Annotated in this window: 26 protein-coding genes; 15 read left to right on the forward strand and 11 right to left on the reverse strand. The window is 70.0% G+C overall.

What is annotated here, in order from left to right; all coding sequences use genetic code 11:
- Positions 1-13: 13 nt before the first annotated feature.
- The 9 genes from AT699_RS14050 (at position 14) to AT699_RS14090 (ending at position 5,847) form a co-directional block, all read left to right on the forward strand.
- Positions 14-529, forward strand: coding sequence for an RNA polymerase sigma factor (locus tag AT699_RS14050; protein WP_006384896.1), 516 nt, complete (start codon positions 14-16; stop codon positions 527-529).
- Between the two features lie 99 nt (positions 530-628).
- A complete protein-coding gene (locus tag AT699_RS14055; protein ID WP_024068829.1) occupies positions 629-1,612 on the forward strand; it encodes a FecR family protein in 984 nt (327 codons plus the stop codon).
- Between the two features lie 135 nt (positions 1,613-1,747).
- Positions 1,748-2,335 (forward strand): transposase, encoded by a 588-nt coding sequence (locus AT699_RS14060; RefSeq protein ID WP_024068830.1) that lies wholly within the window; start codon positions 1,748-1,750, stop codon positions 2,333-2,335.
- 105 nt (positions 2,336-2,440) lie between these two features.
- Complete coding sequence (locus AT699_RS31905) at positions 2,441-3,064, forward strand: transposase (protein ID WP_020927632.1); 624 nt, start codon at positions 2,441-2,443, stop codon at positions 3,062-3,064.
- The gene (locus AT699_RS14070) at positions 3,048-3,632 is read left to right on the forward strand and encodes an RNA polymerase sigma factor (RefSeq protein WP_020927633.1); all 585 of its coding nucleotides are present in this window, start codon (positions 3,048-3,050) and stop codon (positions 3,630-3,632) included. The genes AT699_RS31905 and AT699_RS14070 overlap by 17 nt, the downstream gene beginning before the upstream one ends.
- Positions 3,629-4,156, forward strand: coding sequence for a type II secretion system minor pseudopilin GspH (gene gspH, locus AT699_RS14075; protein WP_020927634.1), 528 nt, complete (start codon positions 3,629-3,631; stop codon positions 4,154-4,156). The genes AT699_RS14070 and gspH overlap by 4 nt, the downstream gene beginning before the upstream one ends.
- 28 nt (positions 4,157-4,184) lie before the next feature.
- Positions 4,185-4,592, forward strand: a complete 408-nt coding sequence (gene gspI / locus AT699_RS14080; protein ID WP_006384581.1) for a type II secretion system minor pseudopilin GspI — start codon at positions 4,185-4,187, stop codon at positions 4,590-4,592.
- Positions 4,589-5,251: a PulJ/GspJ family protein gene (locus tag AT699_RS14085; protein WP_020927635.1), complete on the forward strand. Its 663-nt coding sequence runs from the start codon at positions 4,589-4,591 to the stop codon at positions 5,249-5,251. Before gspI ends, AT699_RS14085 begins: the two co-directional genes overlap by 4 nt.
- 155 nt (positions 5,252-5,406) lie before the next feature.
- A complete protein-coding gene (locus tag AT699_RS14090) occupies positions 5,407-5,847 on the forward strand; it encodes a type II secretion system protein N (RefSeq protein ID WP_024068831.1) in 441 nt (146 codons plus the stop codon).
- A 20-nt stretch (positions 5,848-5,867) separates the two neighbouring features.
- Here AT699_RS14090 and AT699_RS14095 read toward each other — a convergent pair whose 3' ends face one another.
- Both AT699_RS14095 and AT699_RS14100 read right to left on the reverse strand, forming a co-directional pair.
- Positions 5,868-6,347, reverse strand: a complete 480-nt coding sequence (locus AT699_RS14095; protein ID WP_006384449.1) for a nuclear transport factor 2 family protein — start codon at positions 6,345-6,347, stop codon at positions 5,868-5,870.
- Positions 6,348-6,423: 76 nt separating this feature from the next.
- Positions 6,424-7,002, reverse strand: coding sequence for a TetR/AcrR family transcriptional regulator (locus AT699_RS14100; RefSeq protein ID WP_024068832.1), 579 nt, complete (start codon positions 7,000-7,002; stop codon positions 6,424-6,426).
- A 147-nt stretch (positions 7,003-7,149) separates the two neighbouring features.
- Between AT699_RS14100 and AT699_RS14105 the strand changes: the two genes are divergently transcribed.
- The gene (locus AT699_RS14105; protein WP_024068833.1) at positions 7,150-7,407 is read left to right on the forward strand and encodes a DUF1488 family protein; all 258 of its coding nucleotides are present in this window, start codon (positions 7,150-7,152) and stop codon (positions 7,405-7,407) included.
- On the opposite strand, the gene AT699_RS31530 is transcribed toward AT699_RS14105, so the two are convergent.
- Complete coding sequence (locus AT699_RS31530) at positions 7,408-7,584, reverse strand: hypothetical protein (RefSeq protein WP_024068834.1); 177 nt, start codon at positions 7,582-7,584, stop codon at positions 7,408-7,410. It lies immediately after the preceding gene.
- Positions 7,585-7,971: 387 nt separating this feature from the next.
- On the opposite strand from AT699_RS31530, the gene AT699_RS31975 reads away from it, so the two are divergent.
- A complete protein-coding gene (locus AT699_RS31975; RefSeq protein ID WP_020927639.1) occupies positions 7,972-8,121 on the forward strand; it encodes a hypothetical protein in 150 nt (49 codons plus the stop codon).
- Between the two features lie 96 nt (positions 8,122-8,217).
- Here the strand turns inward: AT699_RS31975 and AT699_RS14110 are convergent, their stop codons facing one another.
- On the reverse strand, positions 8,218-9,981 hold the full coding sequence (locus tag AT699_RS14110) for a GGDEF domain-containing protein (protein ID WP_006384453.1): 1,764 nt from the start codon (positions 9,979-9,981) through the stop codon (positions 8,218-8,220).
- A gap of 186 nt (positions 9,982-10,167) precedes the next feature.
- Entirely contained in the window at positions 10,168-10,632 is a 465-nt protein-coding gene (gene soxR / locus AT699_RS14115) for a redox-sensitive transcriptional activator SoxR (RefSeq protein WP_006384454.1), read from the reverse strand.
- A gap of 127 nt (positions 10,633-10,759) precedes the next feature.
- Here soxR and AT699_RS14120 point away from each other — a divergent pair, with 127 nt between their 5' ends.
- Entirely contained in the window at positions 10,760-11,167 is a 408-nt protein-coding gene (locus tag AT699_RS14120; RefSeq protein ID WP_006384455.1) for a DoxX family protein, read from the forward strand.
- Here the strand turns inward: AT699_RS14120 and AT699_RS14125 are convergent.
- On the reverse strand, positions 11,164-12,717 hold the full coding sequence (locus tag AT699_RS14125) for a sensor domain-containing diguanylate cyclase (protein WP_024068835.1): 1,554 nt from the start codon (positions 12,715-12,717) through the stop codon (positions 11,164-11,166). The two genes, AT699_RS14120 and AT699_RS14125, sit on opposite strands and share 4 nt — an antisense overlap.
- 90 nt (positions 12,718-12,807) lie before the next feature.
- On the reverse strand, positions 12,808-13,827 hold the full coding sequence (locus AT699_RS14130; protein ID WP_054443552.1) for a tyrosine-type recombinase/integrase: 1,020 nt from the start codon (positions 13,825-13,827) through the stop codon (positions 12,808-12,810).
- 297 nt (positions 13,828-14,124) lie between these two features.
- Here AT699_RS14130 and AT699_RS14135 point away from each other — a divergent pair, with 297 nt between their 5' ends.
- The 3 genes from AT699_RS14135 to AT699_RS14145 all read left to right on the forward strand — a co-directional run bounded on the left by AT699_RS14135 (position 14,125) and on the right by AT699_RS14145 (position 15,863).
- Positions 14,125-14,919, forward strand: coding sequence for a DUF899 domain-containing protein (locus AT699_RS14135; protein ID WP_006384458.1), 795 nt, complete (start codon positions 14,125-14,127; stop codon positions 14,917-14,919).
- Positions 14,916-15,227 (forward strand): hypothetical protein, encoded by a 312-nt coding sequence (locus AT699_RS14140; protein ID WP_020927645.1) that lies wholly within the window; start codon positions 14,916-14,918, stop codon positions 15,225-15,227. Before AT699_RS14135 ends, AT699_RS14140 begins: the two co-directional genes overlap by 4 nt.
- A 177-nt stretch (positions 15,228-15,404) precedes the next feature.
- Entirely contained in the window at positions 15,405-15,863 is a 459-nt protein-coding gene (locus AT699_RS14145; protein WP_020927646.1) for a DoxX family membrane protein, read from the forward strand.
- Positions 15,864-15,908: 45 nt separating this feature from the next.
- Here the strand turns inward: AT699_RS14145 and AT699_RS14150 are convergent, their stop codons facing one another.
- The 4 genes from AT699_RS14150 to AT699_RS14165 form a co-directional block, all read right to left on the reverse strand.
- A complete protein-coding gene (locus AT699_RS14150; RefSeq protein WP_024068837.1) occupies positions 15,909-17,318 on the reverse strand; it encodes a serine/threonine-protein kinase in 1,410 nt (469 codons plus the stop codon).
- Positions 17,319-17,392: 74 nt separating this feature from the next.
- On the reverse strand, positions 17,393-18,202 hold the full coding sequence (locus tag AT699_RS14155) for an ABC transporter ATP-binding protein (protein WP_024068838.1): 810 nt from the start codon (positions 18,200-18,202) through the stop codon (positions 17,393-17,395).
- Entirely contained in the window at positions 18,199-18,972 is a 774-nt protein-coding gene (locus tag AT699_RS14160) for an ABC transporter permease (protein WP_020927649.1), read from the reverse strand. Before AT699_RS14160 ends, AT699_RS14155 begins: the two co-directional genes overlap by 4 nt.
- 5 nt (positions 18,973-18,977) lie before the next feature.
- Complete coding sequence (locus AT699_RS14165) at positions 18,978-19,991, reverse strand: ABC transporter substrate-binding protein (RefSeq protein ID WP_024068839.1); 1,014 nt, start codon at positions 19,989-19,991, stop codon at positions 18,978-18,980.
- Positions 19,992-20,008 lie beyond the last annotated feature (17 nt).

Raw genomic sequence — 20,008 nt, forward strand, 5'->3', positions numbered from 1 at the left:
TGCCCCGCGATCCATGATGCCCTCCAGCCTGTCGGTCCTGCGCGATTTCATGCTGCAACGCTACGACGACCTGAAGGCCCGCCTGACGCGGCGCCTGGGTTGCCCGGACCTGGCCAGCGACGCATTGCAGGACACCTGGCTGCGCCTCGAAGGCAAGGAGGAACTCGGCCCGGTCGACAGCCCGGGTCCCTATCTGATGCGCATGGCGGTCAATGTGGCGGTCGACCAGCAGCGCGTGGAAAACCGGCGCCTGACCGTCGCCGAGGCCGAGGTGCTGCTGCACATCGCCGACCCGGCACCCGGGCCCGAGCGTATCGCCGAGGGGCGCGCCGAACTCGATGCGCTGACCCGCGCGATGGGCGAGCTGCCGGCGCGCCAGCGCGACATCCTGCTGGCGGTGCGGGTCGAGGGGCTGCCGCAGAACGACATCGCCGAGCGGCTGGGCGTGTCGTTGCGCACCGTCGAACGCGAACTGCGCAACGCCCATGAGTACTGTGCGCGGCGAACACGTAAATTATTGTCACCATGAGGCGGGTTCCGGCTGCGAGAGTCGTCCTATGGATGTCAAGGGGAAAAACCGCGCGCCAACGCCCGCAGTGGCGGCGCGGCGGCATCGAGAGAGTGAGCAATGAAGACCGCAAGCCAGCCCGCCGATCGCAGACAGGCGGATATCGAACGCGAGGCCCGCGCCTGGATCCGCCTGATCGCGTCCGGGCAGGCCACGCTGCGCGAAGCCGATGCGCTCAGGCAATGGTGCTCGGCCAGCGAACGGCACGCCCAGGCTTTTGCCGCGCAGCGCCAGCTCTGGAGCCTGATGGCGCCGGCCGGCCTGGCGCTGCAACGGCAGCGCGCCCGCCAACCCGCCCGTGGCCCCGCCCCGGGCTGGGGCCGACGCGCCTTCCTCGGCACGGCGCTGGCGGGCACCGCCGCCGCGGCCGTGGCGGCGGTGGTGGCGCCGCCCTTGCGGCTGTGGCCGGCGTGGGACGAATGGCTGGCCGACTATCGCACCGACACCGGCGACCGGCGCCAGTTCGGCTTGGGCGAACGGGTGCAGGTGGACATGAACACCCAGACCAGCATTGCCTTGCGCTCGGAGCAGCCGGGCGCCTTGCGGGTCGAGCTGATCGCCGGCGAAGCCGCCTTCGACGGCCAGTCCTCGTCCGCCGCGTTGACCGTCGTGGCCGGGCGCGGCAGCGCCGAGGCCCGCGGCGCGCGCTTCGAGTTGCGCAACCTGGACGGCACGGTCTGCGTCACCTGCCTGTCCGGCTCGGTGCGCGTAGCCCTGGGCAATGGCGCCACGGTGCTGGGACCGAACCAACGGCTGTTCTATGACCGGCGGGGCCTGGGCGCGGTGCAGCAGATCGATCCGGCCGAGACCTCGGCCTGGCGCCAGGGCTCGCTGGTGTTCCGGAACACGCCGCTGGCCGAGGTGGTGGCCGAGATCAACCGCTACCGCCGCGGCCGCGTGGTGCTGCTGGACGGCGCCCGTGGCGCCAGCGCGCTGAGCGGCCGCTTCGAGATCCGCGACACCGACAAGGTGCTGGTGCAGATCGAGAAGGCGTTCGGCCTGAGCGCCACGCACCTGCCGGGCAACGTGGTGGTGCTGGCCTGAGGCGCCGCGACGACGCCTTTGCCCGGCCTGGCGCGCGCGGTGGCGGGTTTGGCCCGCCCATGTCGTCCTAAGAAGGCAGGCCGCGCATATCCGCCATCGAGGGCGCATGCCGCGTCCGCGCGATGGGGAGCAGTCGTGTCGCGTAAACCGAATATCGGTATCCGGGAACTGAAGGAGAATCTGTCGGCGGTGGTGGATTCGGCATGGGAGCATCCCGTGTCGGTGCACCGTTACGGCTCGCCGTGGGTGTGGATCGTGTCGCACGAGGTCTGGTCGCGCAATACGCGCCGGGTCGAGTTCAATCCGGCCGGCCATCCGCTGGCCGCGTTGCGCGACCACGTCGATCGCGCGCTCGCGGCGAGCCAGCCGCGGCTGCACGCGGCCGCGATCCGCGCCATGCTGCGCATCGAGGCGCCGCCGCTGTTGCGGGCGCTGGTGATCCAGCTGCTCTATGGCATCGACACCGAGGCGGGCTTGCACGAGCAGGTCTCGTGCAACCTGCTGTTCCGCTGGTTCGTCGGGCTGTCGCTGGACCAGGAGATCTGGAGCCCGCAGGATTTCGGCCACGCGCTCGAACGGGCGCTGGCCAGCGCCGATATTGTCGACATCCTGGGGCGGGCGCTGGCCGGCGCGCCGGTCGCCCCCATCGAGCAGGCCACCGGCATCGCCCTGAACCGGGCGCTGCTGCGTGCCTGGCGTGAACGCGCCATCCGTCCTGATTAAAAAACCTGGCGGGTTCCGCCGCGCCGTGTCGTCTTAGGGGTACAGGCCGCGCCACACGCAGCGCGGCCAACCGGACATGGGCCCATCCGGCCCTGGGAGAGCGTTGTGTCGGCGACCGTCAACGTAGGCATGCTCGAACTGGATCGCAAGTTGTCCAAGGTGCTCGATTGCGCCAGGCAGCAACCCGTATCGGTGTCCCGCTACGGATCCCCGTGGGTCTGGGTGGTGTCGCACGAAACCTGGATCGGCCAGATCCAGCTGACCCGCTATGTGCCGCCGCGCCATCCGCTGGTGGCCTTGCGCGAGCACGTCGACGACACGCTGCGGGCGCATGCCGACCTGCTGCGCGCGGCCAGCGCCGAGTGCGGGCTGACGTTGGACGCCGCCATCCTGTGCCGCACGCATATCCTGCAATTGCTGTATCCGGCCGGCAGCAAACCGTATTTCCATGAACAGATCGCCTACAACCTGCTGTTCCGCTGGTTCGCCGGCCTGTCCGAAGGCAATGGCTGCGAATGCGCGCCCAGCTTCGATCAGGAACTGGAGGCGATCGCCGCGCATGCCGGCGTCGCCGCGCTGCTGCGCCAGGCGCTCGACGATGGCCTGCTGGCGCCCGCCAACTGGGCAATGCGCAAGCGGGCCGCCCAGCGTCCGGCCGGCACCGGACGGCGCCCGCTTGCGCCCGGGGGCAGGGCCGCCACGGAGAACCGCCATGTCCTTATGCCTTGAACCGGCGCCCCAGGCGCAGCGGCGCCGCGACGAATACTGCGCCGGCGGCGCCCTGGCGGCGCGTCCGCGGCCGGCCTGCCTGGGCGAATTCGTCGCGGCCAACTATGCGCGGCTGATGCAGGCGCTGCGCGGCCACCTGGGATGCGCCGACCTGGCCGCCGACAGCCTGCACGACGCCTGGCTGCGGTTGGCCGACGGCGCGGCGCCGCCAGCGCCCGCCATCGCCAATCCGGGCGCCTACGTGTTCCGCATGGCGTGCAACATCGCCATCGACCGGCTGCGCGCCGAACGGCCGTTCAGCGCCACCGACGTCGTGCTCGAAGACGTCGAGGACGCGGCGCCCGGCCCGCTGCGCATCGCGCAGGCGCGCTCGTCGATGCGCGGACTGATGCGCCTGATCGAGGCCTTGCCGCGGCAACAGCGCGAGATCTACATCGGCGTGCGCATCGAGGGCATGCTGCAAAGCGAGGCAGCGGCGCGCTACGGGGTGTCCGGCCGCATTGTCAGGCGCCATCTGCGCGATGCCCGCCAGCATGTCGAAAGCCAGGCGGCCCGGTTGCAGGCATGAACGGTCGCGCCGTCGCCCGGCCTTCGAGCGCCGCGCCGGCGCGCCCGGCACGCTCGCGGCGGACGCAGCGCGGCTTCACGCTGATCGAGTTGATGGTGGTGCTGGTGATCGTGGGCGTGGCCACCGCCGCGCTTGGCCTGAGCATCCGCTCCGACCCGGCGCGCCAATTGCGCGATGACGCCCAGCGGCTGGTCGAACGGCTGGCGGCGGCGCAAAGCGAGGTGCGCATCGATGGCCGCGCGATCGCCTGGCAGGCCGACGCCGACGGCTACCGTTTCGTGCGCGGCGCCTGGATGCTGGACGGGCCGGTGCCGGTGCTGGACCCGACGCGCATCGACGATTTCCCGCGCGATCCGGCGCTGCGGCCGCGGCAATGGCAGGCGGGACCGGTGCGGGTGGCGCCCGCCGTGCCGGTGCTGCTGACCCCGGAGTGGTTCGGGCAGCCGTGGCGCCTGACGCTGTCCAGCGCGGCGGGGCAGGTCGAAGTGCGCCGCGATGCCAACGGCCGCTTCCTGGTCCAATGAGCCGTCCGCCATGCAGCCGGAGCCTCGCATGATCCGTCGCGCGCCGCCGTCCCGTCCGCCGCGCCCGCTGGCGCGGGCCGCGGGTTTCACGCTGCTGGAAATCCTGATCGCGCTGGCCATCGTCAGCGTGGCGTTGGCCGCCGTCATGCGCACCACCGGCATGCTGACGACCAACAATGGCGTGCTGCGCGAGCGCGCGCTGGCGCTGCTGTCGGCGCAGAACCGCCTGGTGGAACTGCAACTGGCGCCGCCGGCCCTGACCGCCAGCCGCGACAAGGCGGCCTGCCCGCAGGGCGCGCTGAACCTGGTGTGCGACAGCCGCTATGCCGACGCCCGCCAGGGCGCGCGGAGGGTCACGGTCGAGGTCTACCTGGACCAGCGCCCGACGCCGCGCCTGGCGACGCTGTCGGGAATCGTGGAGAACCGCCCGCCATGACCGGGCAGCGCCAGGCCGGCTTCACCCTGATCGAAGTCGTCATCGCCATCATGATCATGGCCGTCATCAGCCTGATCTCCTGGCGCGCCATCGACAGCGTCGCGCTGACCAGCCGCAGGCTCGACCAGCACACCGAGGAGGCGCTGGCGCTGCAGCGCGCCTTCGACCAGTTCGAGCGCGACATCGGCGCCCGCAGCCCGGACCTGGCCGAGTCCGCGGCGCCGGCCGCGCCCGAGGCGCAGGCGGCATCGGATGCGCAGGAGGCCGAGCCGCAGCCCGTGCTGCCGCAGTTGCTGCCCGAGGCGATCCGCGTGAGCGGGATGAAGACGCCGGCGCCACGCATCGACATCATCCGCGGCGCGCCCGGCCGGCCGGACGCGCGCCAGCGGGTGGTGTGGGAACGCCGCGGCGGCAACCTGATCCGCGCGGCGGGCACGCCGACCGCCCTGACGCCGCTGCCCGCGCCAGCGGCCGATGCGGCCACCGTCGTGCTGGACCAATTGCTGGATTTCAGCGTGCGGGCCTGGGCCCCGGGACGCGGCTGGGTGGCGTTGCCGGCGCAGGGCGAGCAGCCCGCGCAGGCGCTGGAACTGGTGATCTCGCGCGGCGTGCTAGGCCAGACGCCGCTGCGCTACCGGCGCGTGCTGTTGCTGCATTGAAGCGCCGTCGCGCAACTGACGCACAGGCCGCGTAGCATCGATCGGGTCGATATGTTCGATGCGTTCGATGCGTTCGATGCGTTCAACACGCCGGCGCGGCGGCCTGCCGCGCGACTGCCCGGATTCACGGGTCCTCCAACCAGGAGCTTGCCGCCATGGCCTTGAACTTGCGTGTCGTCCCTTCCCAAGTGGCCAGCCTGGCGGGCGCGGCCGCCCTGGTCGCCGGGCTGGCCTGGTGGGGCTGGCGCCTGAGCCAACCCGTCACGTCCGCGCCCGTCGTCGCGGCGCCGGCCGTCGCGGTGACGGAAGACGGCGCCGCCGAGGTCGCGGCCTGGATGGCGCCCGGCCCGGCGCGGCTGGATGTGCGGGTGGCCGGCGCGCTGGCCGGCGCAGGCCGTGGCGCGGCCGTGCTGTCGGTCAATGGCAGGCCGGCGCAGGCCTACGCCATCGGCGACCGGTTGACCCGGTCGGCGCGCCTGGTGGGCATCGATGCGCAGGGGTTGGTGGTCGAGCATGGCGGGCGCGAAGTGCGCCTGCCGTTGCCGGTGCTGGCCGGCGACGACGGCGAAGGCATCAAGCGCGTGCCGATGCCCTGACGCCGCGCCGCGGGCGCGGGCTACAGGCCCAGTTCGGACAGGCCCGGGTGGTCGTCTGGCCGACGGCCCAGCGGCCAGCGGAACTTGCGATCGGCTTCCTGGATCGGCAGGTCGTTGATGCTGGCATGCCGCTGGATCATCAGGCCGTCTTCGCCGAATTCCCAGTTCTCGTTGCCATATGAGCGGAACCAGTTGCCGGAGTCGTCGCGCCACTCGTAGGCATAGCGCACCGCGATGCGGTTGCCGCCAAAGGCCCATAGTTCCTTGATCAGCCGGTACTCAAGTTCCCTGGCCCATTTGCGCGCCAGGAAGGCGCGCGCCTCATCGCGATTGCGGACGAATTCGGCGCGGTTGCGCCAGCGCGTGTCCAGGCTGTAGGCCAGCGCCACCTTGTCGGGGTCGCGGCTGTTCCAGCCGTCTTCGGCCAGGCGGACCTTCTGCACCGCGCTGGCGTGGGTGAAGGGAGGAAGAGGAGGGCGGGAAGCGGCGGGGGATGTCATCGGGGATACCTCACGGCAGGGGCACGGAAAGGCGTCGCGGCGAACCGGGACGGAAAGGGCAAGCGGGGCGCCACGGTCAGCCGGATTGGCCGAGCAAAGCGGCCGCGGCCCGGCCGGCGCTGTCGGCGATGGCGGGATCGCGCGTGACCAGCGCCACCGCGATCGCGCCATCGATGAGCACCAGCAACTGCGCGGCGGCCTCGTCGGGGTCCGGCAATGCGGCGGCGCGGGTCAGCGTCCGCACGTACTCCAGCAGGCGGGCCTTGTGCTCGCGCGCCACCGCCAGGATCGGGCTGGCCTCGTCACCGATCTCTCCGGCCGCGTTCAGGAAAGCGCAGCCACGAAAATCGTCGGTGCCGAACCATTCCCGCAAGGCGTCGAACATCGCCAGCAGCCGGGCGCGAGGGGCCTGCGCCCGCGAGCTGGCCGCGACGAACCATTGCATCCACCGCTCGTCGCGCGCGCGCAGCGCCGCCGCCACCAGGGCGTCCTTGTTCGAATAGAGCCGGTACACCTGCTTGCGCGCCACGCCCGAAGTCCTGACGATCAGGTCCATGCCGGTGGCATGGATGCCGCCGGCGTAGACGAGTCTTTCGGTCGCCTGCAACAGGCGCTGGCGGGTGTCCGGGGAAGGAAGGGCGGTATCCGAAGGCATGGAGAATGATCGTTCTCTTCAAGGTTGCGCCATGTTAGAACGACCGTTCTCCCGCCGTCAAGCGCTGGAACAGGGCTTGCTGGCCGACAGGACACCCGCCGCGCGGCATGGCGGGTTCGATCCACCGGCCATATGGGAGCCCCCGCCATGAAGTTCACCAAATCCACGGGCGCCAAAGCCCAGGGCGATGCCATCGTTTTCAGCCTGGACGTCAACGGCGTCACCCGCCAGTTCGAAATCTCGGGCGATGTGCTGCGGCGCCGCTTCGGCGCCCGCGACGGCAGCGCGGCCGCGTTGCTGCATGCGTTCGAGAACGGCGCGGACGCGGTGCGCGATGCGGCCAGCCAGGCGCGTTCGATTCCCACCGAGGGCGTCATCCCGCTGGGCGCGGGCGATTTCGACTGATCACGTCCCGGCTTCGCCGGTGATGACCGTCGCGGCAATGCCGGGATACGTTGCGGCAGCGGCCGCCACCGCTTCTTCCTGGGTCGCGTAGCGGCCGTCGTGCTCCTGGACGCCCATCAGGTCGATACGGCGAAATGTCCATTCGCGGTCGGCATGCTGAAAGACTTCGATGATCATGGGAGATCCTCGTCGCAGTGGTGGCGGGCCCGGCCGCCCGGGGCTGGCCCTTGGGGGCGGTTCAGCCGCCAAAAGTGAGGGGGATCCACCGGCCAGCAAGCCGCATGCCGCCGCCCTGACGCCCGGCCCGAGCGCTCGCTTGCTATCAATTTGCTTGCAATATCTGTCAATTAATACTAAAATTGCATCATCGTCGCTCAAAAAATCGATGCGAAAAACAATCCGCCGCCCCGGCGGGTTATCACATCCGCGCCGACGTCCCCAGGGCCACGCCCTGGCGCCCGTTCCTGATGCCTCCCTCGCATTTCCGCCAGCATCCCGGGCGCGCTGGATACCCGAGTCGTGCGCCTGCGCGGGGCAGGCCGACATCGCCACAGGAGTACGCACATGTCCCAACCGATGAGCAAGAAATCGCGCTTCGAAGTTCCGCCGCTGAACTGGAAGGCGCCCGACACCCGTCCGGATCCTGAAACCCAATCCCGCCCGGAAAACACCGAGGCCGCCCAGGACAAGAACGCCGCCCGCGTTCCCGCCTGACCCCCCGGCATTCCCATCGCCGCGTCGCTTGCCGACGCGGTTTTTTTTGCGCGGCCCCGGGATGATGCGGCGCAGCCGCGCCGTCGTGGCGCCCGGTCAGCCGACTTCGCCCGGCACGACCCGGTTCTTGCCGTCCATCTTGGCGCGATAGAGCAATTCGTCGGCGCGGCGGAAAAGGGCGTCGGCCGCCTCGGCGTTGCGCCAGGATGCGTAGGCCACGCCAAAGCTGGCGGTCAGCGTGAATACCGCGCCGTCCTGCGCCGTGACCCGCGCCTGCGCGATGCGCCGCCGCATGCGCTCGGCCGCCTGCACCGCATGATCGGCCGCGCCGACATGGCAGAGCACGGCGAATTCCTCGCCGCCCACCCGCGCCACCACGTCGGCCTGGCGCCAGGTCTGGCGGCACAGCCCGGCCACGGTCTTCAAGGCCTCGTCACCGCTGGCGTGGCCATGGGTGTCGTTGATGCCCTTGAAATCGTCGATATCGAACAGGATGAAGGCCAGCACCGCATCGGTGCCGCGCCATTGCGCCAATGCCTGTTCGAGACGGCTTTCGAAGGCGCGCCGGTTCAACAGGCCGGTCAGGAAGTCCGTCTCGGCCATGACCGCCAGGTCCACGATCAGCCGGTCGCGCTCCAGCTCGGCCTGCCTGCGGGCCGCCGCGTTGTCCTTGAGCACGCTCAGCGCCTCGAACATGCCGTTGACTTCGCCGCGATATTTGCCGACCGGGATGGTGGCGGCTGGCGTGCCGTCGGCGATCGCGCCGATGATGCGGGTCGCCTGCACGAACGGACGGATCACGCGCCGCCGGAACTGCCGCAGCGACAGCATCAGCGCCGCCGCCAGCGCGGTGGCCGCCACCAGCGTGATGAGCAGCAGGCGCATCGCCTGGGCGCGGTGCGCGCGCATGCTCTGTTCCATCTGGTCCAGCATCAGGTCGCGAAACTGGCCGATGGCGTGCATCAGCGGCACATAGGCCGCGGCCAGTTCGCGGGTGGTGAGCCTGGCGCCGCCCGGTTGCAGCGCGGCCATGTCGCGCACCTCTTCCAGGTAGCGCATGCCCTCGTCGAAATAGAAATGCCGCATGTCGTTGTACGCCAGCGAGGCGCGCAGGTCCGGCCGCGTGGCCATGCGCGTCTCCAGCAGGTCGCGCAATTGATCGATGCGTCCCAGCACCCGTTCGATCCGATATTCATCCGCTTCGGTCAGTTGGCGGTGCTTGGCCAGCGCCGGCGTAAAGGCCGACCCCAGCAAGCCGGCCTGTTCCCGCAGTTCGCTGGCCAGCAGGGCCAGTGTCAGCAGGTTGGGCGCATCGGCCTCGTTCTGCATCACCACGCCGACGCTGGCGGCCATGGCGGCCTGCAATTCGGGCACCAGCGCCACCATGCCGTCGACCACGGCCTGCACGCGCAGGCCCGACACGTCGGCGCGTCGCGTGGCGATGACGATATCGGCCTGTTCGCGCGCCTTGAGCAAGGCGTGGCGGATACGCTGCACGTTGGTGAATTCCCTGGCGCTGTTGGGGCTGAGCGGCGCCCGGTACAGCGCCAGCAGCTCGGCGATGCTGGTGTCGCTGCGATCGCGCGCCTGCCGCAACGCGTCCAGCATCGGTTGGGCGACCGGGTAATCGGCGCCGAGCGCGGCGTTCATGGGGCCGCGCTCGGCCGACACCATTTCCATCGCGGCGACCGTGGCGCGCACCACGCCGAACGCCCGCATGGCATCGGTGCTGGCAAGATAGGCGGTGCGGCTCTGGATCAGCAGGATTCCGGTCAGGACCGACATCGGCAGCACCACGCCGGCCGCCAATATCAGGAAATAGCGTTCCAGCGACTTGATCGAAAATCTACTGCGCAACATACGGGTAAGCCGGCCTGATGCGATGTGACTGTGCGCGCAGGATACTGTAATTGCGCGGCCCTCAGGCCCGGCGCGGGCGGCATGCGCGATTATCTTTGGCGGCAACGCAACAGTATGTCAATCGAATACAGGCGGTTGCGCAAAGATATGAAATCAATTCGTTTCATTGCCGCGCGCCCACGCCAATCACGGCCGTTCCAGTATTCGCGGCCCCGGGCCCTCGCGGCCCAGCACGTCGTCGGGATTGCGTAGCGGACAGTCCTTGAGCGACAGGCAGCCGCAGCCGATGCAGGTATCCAGCTCATCGCGCAGCCGGGTCAGCTTGCGGATGCGCTCGTCCAGGTTCGCGCGCCATTGCGAGGACAACTGCTTCCATTGGGCCGGGGTGAGCTTGTTGCTGTCCTGCGGAAAGCGCGCCATCGCTTCGCGGATTTCCTCCAGCGGAATGCCGGTGCGTTGCGCGACCTTGATGATGGCGATGTAGCGCAGCACGATGCCGGGAAAGCGGCGCTGGTTGCCATCGCTGCGCGAGCTGTGGATCAGCCCCTTGGATTCGTAGAAGTGGATGGTGGACACCGGCACGCCGCTGCGCCGGGCGACTTCGCCCACTGTCATGACGCGCGTGATATCGATCGGCTTGTCGCCACTCATGGGTGTTGACCTCAAGTTAGGTTGAGGTCTTATAGTCGCTCGCGCCAGATTTGGCAACCCGGTCCGGTGCGCGCGGCCCCTTTGCCGGCGCGCCGCGCCGGGCGTATCCGCCACCAGGAAAGCACCCATGCAGCTCCCGCAGCACCTCGATTCCCTGCTTCAGAGCAATTGGCTCTGGTTCATCGCCCGGCTCTGCCTGGCGGTGGTGTTCATCGCCTCGGGCGCCGCCAAATTGATCGATTTCGAGGGCGGCGTGGCCGAAATGCGCGCCGCCGGTCTGGAGCCGGCGCGGTTCTTCAATATCGCTGTGGCCGTGCTGATGCTGGCGGGGTCGGCGCTGATTCTGGCGGATCGCGCCGTGTGGCTGGCGGCCGCCGCGCTCAGCGTGTTCCTGGCCCTGACCATCGTGATCGTGCACGCATTCTGGCGCCTGCCGGAGGCGCAAGCCAAGCTGGCCTTGTTTTTCGCGCTGGAGCACGTATCGGTGATCGGCGGCCTGCTTTGCGCCGCCATCGCCAGCCACGCCCGGAGCTAGGGCGTGCCGTGCAGCACCACCCGGTTGCGGCCCTGCTGTTTGGCGGCATACAGCGCGGCATCGGCGGCGTGGAAAGCCTGCAGCACCTCCGGTCCACTGGTCGGCCATTGGGCCACCCCGGCTGACACCGTGATGCCGCCGACCAGGTCGATTTCGCGTTCGGCGGTGCGTTGGCGCAGCCGCTCGGCCACGATCACCGCCTCGGTCGGCGCCACGCCCGGCAGCAGAATGAGGAATTCCTCGCCGCCGTTGCGACAGAGGATGTCGCTGGGACGCGAGCAATCGCGCATCAGTTGCGCCACGTCCTGGATCACCTTGTCGCCCACCGTGTGGCCATACGTGTCGTTGACGCGCTTGAAGTGATCGATGTCCAGCGCCACCACGGCAAAGGGCGTGCCGGCCGCCTGCAGGTGGTCCACCGCGTCCTGCGTGCCGCGCCGGTTGCGCAGGCCGGTCAGTGGATCGGTGATGCTGGCCAGGTTCAGCTTGCCGATCTTCTCCTGCAGGCTGGTGAAGCTCCAGATCACCGCGCGCTTGAGGCGTTCGGCCTCGAAATACCAGGCCCTGACGGATTTCACGCGCTGCATCGCCACGGCCACGTCGTGATGCTCGACATTGGTGGCCAGTTGCGACAGCGGCAGGGATATCTGCCGGGCGCACCACCAGATGGCCAGCAGGAACACCACCGCCAGCGGCGCGGCGTATCCCAGCAGCGCCCACAGCAGGTCGCGGATCGGCTCCAGCGTCACCGCGGTGGGCCGCTGCGCCACCACGCCCCAGCCGCTGGCAGGCACCGGCGCGTAGCCGGCCAGCATGTCCACGCCGCGCGAATTGGTCACCCGCCTGGCGCCGGCCTGGCCCTCGATCACCGCCTCGATCACCGGATTGCCCGTCACCACCTCACCGACCCGCGCCGGGTCCGTGTGATAGATCAGGCGGCCGTCGCCGTCCACCACGTAGAGATAGGAGCCGTCGGTGTAATGGTGGCGCCCCAGCAGGTCCTCCAGCGCGCTTTCCTTGCGCAGGTGCAGGGTGCCGGCGACATAGCCCAGATAGCGGCCATCCGTCGAGAAGATCGGGTACGACAGGTTGATCAGCAGATTGCCGGCGATCGATACGTAGGGCTTGCTGATGGCCGGGTGGCGCGCCTGCAACGCGGCGCGGCTGCCGGGGCTGTCTACCCGGGTGCCAAGGAAACTGCGGAAGTTCTGCGTCGTCGCCAGGATCAGCCCGTCGGCGCCAACCACGCCCACCGAATTGAAGTTCTCGCTCTGTTCCTGCACCCGCAGCACTTCGGCCGCCAGCAGCCCGGGCGAGTCCATGTGCGCGGCGATATGGCGCGCGCTGTAGCCCAGCTGGCGCTGCGCCGCCTTGAGAAAGCCGCCGGCGCTTTCCGCCAGCTTGGCGGCGTAGACCCGGTTCGATTCCAGGGTATTGGCGATGAGTTGTTCGCGCTGCAGGCGGTAACTCGCATACAGGGCGTTGGCGGTGGCGGCGATGGCGCTGAACACCGTGAGCGCGAGCACCAGCCCGCGGAGATTGATTCGCATGGAAGACACAGCAGGCTTGGACCTCGGGCACGCGCAGCGCCCCCCCGGGCGTCGGCAGCCGCAATTGTATTCAAGTGCGCGCCGGGCGGCTCAGGCGTCGGCGGGCCGGGGCGGCGGGGCGGGCCCGTCCTCGGCGTCGAGCAGGCGCGCCGCGCGCGATTGCGTCGCGGCGCCGGCGCGGTGGTAGCCCATCACCGTCGCCACGCTGGCGTGGCCCGTCATGGCCATGGTTTCCGCCAGCGGCACGTTCTGGCGCCCGGCCTCGGTGACGAATCCCGACCTCAGGCTGTGCGCGGAAAAGGGCTCGTCCAGTCCCGCCAGCCGGCTGCGCTTGACCACGACGTCACGGACCGCCGCGGCCGCCAGCGGCTCGCCGATCACGCCTCCGCGCCGCACCCGGCGAAACAGCGGCCCCTCGGTGATGCGGGCCGCGGCCAGCCAGGCATCCAGCGCGAGCGCGGCGGCGCCAACGATGGGTTTGATGTTGTCGGCGCGGGCGGCGCCACCCTGGTTGGTCTTGGAATGCGCCAGCGCGTACAGGTAGCCCTGCGGCGTGCGCAGCGTATTGGCGGTGGTGGCGCGCACCACTTCGGAACGGCGCCGGCCGCCGCTGGCCCAGGCAAACAGCAGCAATGCACGGTCCCGCAAGCCCTCGAGCGAATCGTCGCAAGTGTCCAGCAGCGCCTGCAGCGGCGCCTTGGTCAGGGCCGGCTTGCGCACGGGCAGGGCGCCGCGCCGGGCGTAGGCGCGCCGGGCGCGCGCCAACAGCGTGGCCACCTGTTCGTTGCGGCAGGGGTTGACCAGATCCTGCAGAGCGTGCGCTTTCGACAGCACCGCGATGCGGTGCAGCACCGTATTCAGTGAAAGCGGTCCCGGACGCGCCTTGACGCCTTGCGCCATCAGGCGCCGGTCGATGTCGTCCGGCAGGCCGTGCCGCAATCCGTCGGTTCCCTGGACTTGCAGGTGATCGACCACGAACCGCACCACGGCGGGCGCCGCCACCGGCAACGCCAGGGGCTGGCCGAAGCGCAAGGCGAACCAGGCCGCCCAATAACGCATGGCGGCCCGGTAGGCCGATTCGGTATTGGCCGAACTGCCCTCGCGCAACAAGGCGCGGACCGCGGCCTCCGTGGCCGGGTCGAGGGCGGACGGATCCAGGGGCGCGGCCGCCGGCGACGGCGCGGCGGGCAGCGGGAGCGGCGAGGGCGGCAGGAGGGGGGGCATGCGATGGCGCGGCTTCACGGCCGAATGGCTGAACCGCAATTGTGCCCGATCCGCCCGCGCGGCCGGCGGCAATCGCGCCAGCATTGTTACTCCCCGCCTGGCGGGCTCCCGCGGCACCATGTCAGTCAGAAGGCGCGGGCATGCCGCCGACAGCATGCGCAGACGGAAACCAAGGAGAGGACGATGACTTCACACAGGATAGGGACGCGCCAGGAATGGCTGGCGGCGCGGCTGGCGCTGCTGGACGCCGAAAAGCGCCTGACGCGCGCCAGCGACGAGGTGGCGCGGCAGCGGCAGGCGCTGCCATGGGTGCGCCTGGACAAGTCGTACCGTTTCGATACGGACAGCGGCGCCGCGACCCTCGCCGACCTGTTCCAGGGGCGGTCGCAGTTGCTCGTGTATCACTTCATGTTCGGACCCGACTACAAGGCCGGTTGCCCCTCGTGTTCGTCGATCGCCGACGGTTTCAACGGCATCGTCACGCACCTGGCCCACCACGACGTCATGCTGTGGGCCGTGTCGCGGGCCCCGCTGGAGAAGCTGCAGGCCTACAAGCACAGGATGGGCTGGACGTTTCCCTGGGCCTCGTCCGCCGGGAGCGACTTCAATTTCGATTTCAACGCCTCGTTCACCCCGGCCCAGCAGCAGGCGGGCGTGGAGTACAACTTCCGCCGCGACGACCCGGTCATGCAACTGGCCACTGCCGCGCAGCCCCCGGCGGAGTTCGTGACCTGGGCGGGCACCACCGGCACCGACCTGCCCACCTATATGCGGGAACGCGAGGGCATGAGCGCGTTCGCGCTGCAGGACGGAGAGATCCACCACACCTATTCCACCTATTCGCGCGGCACCGATGCCATCTGGGGCATGTACGCCTGGCTCGACCGCGCGCCCAAGGGCCGCAACGAGGACGGGTTGTGGCTGCGCCGGCGCGATGAGTATGGCGGCCCCGGGCCGGCCGGGAGCGCTGGCACATGAACGGCGGCGGGCACGGCACGGATAGCGGCGCCGGCCTGCATGGCGGCAGCCGGGCGGCGGGGATCGCCGGCGCCTTCGCGGACCGGCTCGCCCTGGCTGCCACGCCGGTCTTCGCACTGATGGCGTTGCTGGCGGCCATGCGCGAGGCCGGCGCCATGGCGGCGCTGTGCGGCGCCGGCGCCTGGCCGTTCGATGGCATGGCGTGGATGTATGCCTTGATGAGCGTCTTCCACGCCGCGCCCTGGCTGCGGCGCCTCGCGCGGCCGCCTCGCGGCATGCGGCATCCGCCTTCCGGCGCGGGTCGATGACGCATTCCGGAACCAAAGCCGCGCCCAGCGGCTTTTTTTGTTGACCTCAACCTAACTTCAGGTTTTACAGTGCCGAACCCTTTGTTCGGCAAGCCCGGGATCGCTTCGGGCTTTGTGCCCCTTTGCCCATCCGCACCATGGGAACGGGGATCCCTGTTGTCTTTTGGAGTTTCGTGCATGCATCAACGCATCGGGCAGGTCTTGGACGGTCACTGGCTTTGGATCTGCGCTCGCATTCTGCTGGGGCTGGTGTTTCTTTGTTCCGGCCTGGCCGGGGTCTTTGACGCCCAGGGCGGCCAGTCGCTCGCGGGCGCTGGCGCGTCCGGATCGGGGCGGCTGCTCCATATCGTCACGATCGCCGTCCAGGTCTGCGGCGCCGTACTGATCATGCTGGGGCAGCGGTTGTGGCTCGGCGCGGCGGCGTTGGCGGCGTTGCTGCTGGCGACCCTTTTCGTGTTCCATCCGTTCTGGCAGTCCCCCCAACCCCTGGCCGAATTCCCCATGCACTGGGCGTTGAAGGACGCAGCCCTGATCGGCGGGTTGATGGCGGCGGCGATTGCGGACCGGCTCAGGCAGCGGCTGCGCACGGCGCTGGAGCTCTATGCCGGCGTGCCGCCGCGGCAAGCCGGGCGGTGACTCGCAGCCGGCGGGCGCCTTGTGTCTTGCCGCGCGACGGCGTCATCAGGCCGGAGCGGGGACCACCGCCGCCAGCAGATCATCCGGATGCACCATCAGCGACCGTGCCCGTTCGCGCATGGCTGCCAGCCCCAACAGGGGTTGCCAGCGCGCCGCGCGTTGCAGGTCGAGCCAGAGTGGCTCCAGCATGTCCGCATCGAGCGGTCCGCCCTCGGCCAGGGCGGTTGCGTAGGCCAGGCTGGCCGGCGCCGACAGGAGTTGCATGCGGCTGGCGGCGTTGAGCGGCGCGAACGGGCCGTCGGCCGGCGCGTCGCAGCAGTACAGCACCGCGTCGGCCAGCGCCGCCTCCCGCGTGGGCAGCGTCGCCAACGAGGCGCCGCGCACCTGCACCCGGCCCTGCTGCGTGGCAAACGCATAGACCGCGCCGGATTGGGCGCGGGCGAGCAGGCGCAGGCCGCGCAGCAGGCGAGGCAGGTCGGTCGTGGCCGCCTCGACGGAAGCCTTGGCCTCGACCACCAGGCAGATGTCCCACACCGGCGGGCAAGAAGCGGGTCCTTCGGCGCGGCGCAACAGGACCGCATCCCACTCCGTTTTGGCCCGGTCGGCGTCGGCGGCGAGTTCGGCCGGCACCCGCAGCGACGTTACGACACGATAGCGGGGGGCCGCGGCGTTCCCCGGCCCGTCCGGGTCTGCCTGCGCCCGCGTCTGGTCGAGATATCTGGCCACGGCTTCCAGCGCGCGCGTCGCCAGCACTTCCACCGCGACACCCCGTTGCCGGGCGAGCTGGCCCTGGGCGCTGGCCTCGTCACTGCCGGCGCGGGGACCTTGCTTTTCGCGGATCGATGTGTACTGCCGCACGCGGGGATCCTGGCTCAGCGCATCGATGCGCTCCAGGCGGGCCAGGGCTGGGGACTGAAGCAGCGCCCGCAGCGCGGGCGCCAGGCCTTCGGCGTGCTTGACCTCGGGCAAGGCTTCAAGCGCCAGCGCGATGCGGCTCATGCGCGGCCATGCCGCCGCCGTGGCGGCGGCATGCAGGTCGGCCAGCAGGGCGCGCGCCGCATCCGTGGCCACGCGCGATGGCTTGCGCGGGTGTGCCAGGGCGTCGACCGCCGTGCGCAGCTGGCGTCGGTCGCAGGCCTCCTGGCGGCGCAGGGCCAGGAATTCGCGCACCTGGGAATAGCGGTGTTCCAGCACCATCGCCTGGAATGCGGGATCGCCATCTTCCGGCCGCAGGGCCGCGCGCACCAGGCTCGCGAGCGCGGCGATGAAGGCCTCGCGCAAGGCGGGGTCTGGCGGTTGGCCCGCGGCCCGCGCCGCCTGCAACTGCTCGATCGCCCGCGCCAGCGCGGCGCCCGGCCCGCAGTCGGTCGCCAGGGCGGCGGCCCGCGGGCGGGGGATGCGATAGCGCCGCGCCACGGTGTGCAGCAGGGCGGAAAGCGGCGAGGCAGGTGGCATGGACGGCGGCGGAGCGGGCAATCCCCAACTTTACCGCCATCGCGGCCCGACCATGGGGACCGGCGGCCGCCGCGTCAGAACGGCGTTTCGATCGTCTGGTGCGCTTCTTCGCGGACCCGGTGCAGGATGTGCCGGCGCATCTCGCCGACCTGCCGGTCGAGCGCCAGCGCCTCGATGTCGCGCGGGCGTCCGGCGGGCACCGCCAGGTCCTCGACGATGCGCCCGGGCCGGGCCGACATGACCAGGATCCGGTCGGCCAGGAACAAGGCTTCGTCGACGTCGTGCGTCACGAACAGCACGGTGGGGCGGGTCGCGGCCCAGATGTCGCCCAGCAGTTCCTGCATCATCATGCGGGTCTGCGCATCGAGCGCGCCGAAGGGTTCGTCCATCAGCAGGATGCCCGGATTCAGGATCCAGGCCCGCGCCAGCGCCGCCCGCTGCTGCATGCCCCCGGACAACTGCCAGGGCGCATGACGCTCGAATCCCTTCAAGCCCACCCGGCGCAGGTACTCGCGCGCCTCTGGCAGGTAGTCTTGCGGACTCGCGCCCGCCATGCGTGGGCCGAAGGTAATGTTGTCCAACACCGACAGCCAGGGGAACAGGGCCGGCTTCTGGAACACCACGCCTCGCCCGGGGCTGGGGCCGCGCACTTCGCGTCCATGCGCCAGCACCGCCCCGCGGGTGGGCGGCTCGAAGCCGGCGACCAGGTTCAGGATGGTCGACTTGCCGCAACCCGAAGGCCCCAGCAGGCAGACGAACTGGCCTTGCGGAATCGCCAGCGATACGTCTTCCAGGGCTCGTGTGCGCGCCTCGCCGCGCCTGCCGGACAGTCCGAAGTCCTTGCCCGCGCCGCGCAACTCGATCACGTTCTGCGGGATGCTCATGCGTCTTTTCCCGTCCAGGGGGCGAAGCGCTTCTGCGCCGCCAGCAGCAGGACGTCCAGCAGATAGCCGATCAGGCCCAGCAGCACGATTCCCAGGATGACGACGTCGGTGCGCAGGTAGTTGCCGGCATTCAGGACCATCCAGCCCAGGCCGGTATTGGCGGCGACCAGTTCCGCCGCAATCAGCGCGGTCCAGCCGATGCCCAGCGACAGCCGCACGCTGGTGAACAGTTCCGGCAGGGTATGCGGCAGCACGACGTGGCGGAACACCTGCGCGCGGCTCGCGCCCAGCACCTGGGCCGCGCGCAGGCGCGCGGCGCTGACGCCGCCGACCGCGGCGGCGGCGCCAACCAGGATGCTGAGGAAGCTGGCGATGAAGATCAGGAAGAACTTGGAACCTTCGCCGATCCCGAACCAGACCACCGTAAGCGGAATCAGCGCGATCTTGGGCAGCGGCCGCAGGAACTGCACGAAAGGATCAAGCACCGCCGAGAGGGCCGGCGACATGCCCATCAGCAGGCCCAGCGGCACGCCGATCACGATGGCGGCCGCGAATGCGACGCCCGCGCGGGCCACGCTGGTGGCCGTGTGTTCCCACAAGGAGGTCTGCTGATAGCCGTGCATGGCGACGTCCACGGCGGTGCGCAGGACCTCGGACGGGGGAGGCAGCAGCAGCGGGTCCGTCCACCCGAATCGGGCCGACAACTGCCATGCGATCAGCGCGAGGGCCACCGAGGCCGCGCTGATCGCGTAACGATATGCCTGTTTCATGCCGCTCAGTTCCCCGCCTGCCGCAGGAATGACGCATTGTTGAACGGCACGAAACTGGCCGGCACGCGGGTCGACTGCAGCTGCCCGGCCTTGACCAGGAACGCGGCGGTCTCGGCCTGGGCGCGGGCAATGCCGGAGGGCGCGCCGTCGGCGCTCGCGCCCAGGTATTCGGCGGAGAGCAGTTCCGCGATGGTCGGATACTCCATCCCGCGCAGCGCGGTGCGCACCGAGTCCACGGGCTGGTCGAGCGTGGCGGCGATGGTGGCGGCGGCCCGCTCGGGGTCCTGCCGGTATTCCTCGACCTTTTTCTGGTAGTTCTTCAGGAACGCGGCGACCAGTTGCGGGTACTTGGCGGCGAAATCCTTGCTGACGACGAAATTGTTGTAGATGAGCACGCCGTCCTTGCGCAGGTCGCCGGTGGAAAACACCACGTGGGCGCCGTCCGCGACCAACTGGGCCTTGGCCGGATCCCAGGCGTAGGCGCCGTCGATGTCGCCGCGCTTCCAGGCCGCCACGATCTCCGCCGGCTTGAGCGGCACGAGCTTGACCTTGGCGCGGTCGGCGTGGCCGCGGTCGAGCAGGGCTTCCAGCGCGTACTGGGCGGTCGAATTGGGCGGGTAGGCGATGGTCCTGCCTTCGATGCCCTTGACGTCTTTGATGTCCGCCCGCACCACCAGTTGTTCGGCCGTGGTGATGATTTCGGGCACCGAGATGAGTTCGATCGGCAGGCCCTGCGCGTACCCGGACACCGCCGGATTGGAGCCGAAGCGGGCAATGTCGATCTGCTTGCTGGCGAACAGCGCGAGCACGTCCGCGCCGGTATTGAACTGCACCCATTTCACGGGCACGCCGAGCGCCTGGTCGAACGATTTGTCCGCCTTGCCCAATACCCATACGCGCGGCGCGCCGGCCCAGGCGAAGCGCACTTCCGCCGGCGCGGCCGTGGTGTCGGCGCTGGCGGTTGCCGCGAGGGTCGCGGCCGCCAGGCCGAACAGGAGTTTGGTCGTCAGGGATTTCATGGATGGCTTCCTGCAAT

The sequence above is a fragment of the Achromobacter xylosoxidans genome (genome assembly GCF_001457475.1).
In the GTDB taxonomy this organism is placed as follows: Bacteria; Pseudomonadota; Gammaproteobacteria; order Burkholderiales; family Burkholderiaceae_B; genus Achromobacter; species Achromobacter xylosoxidans.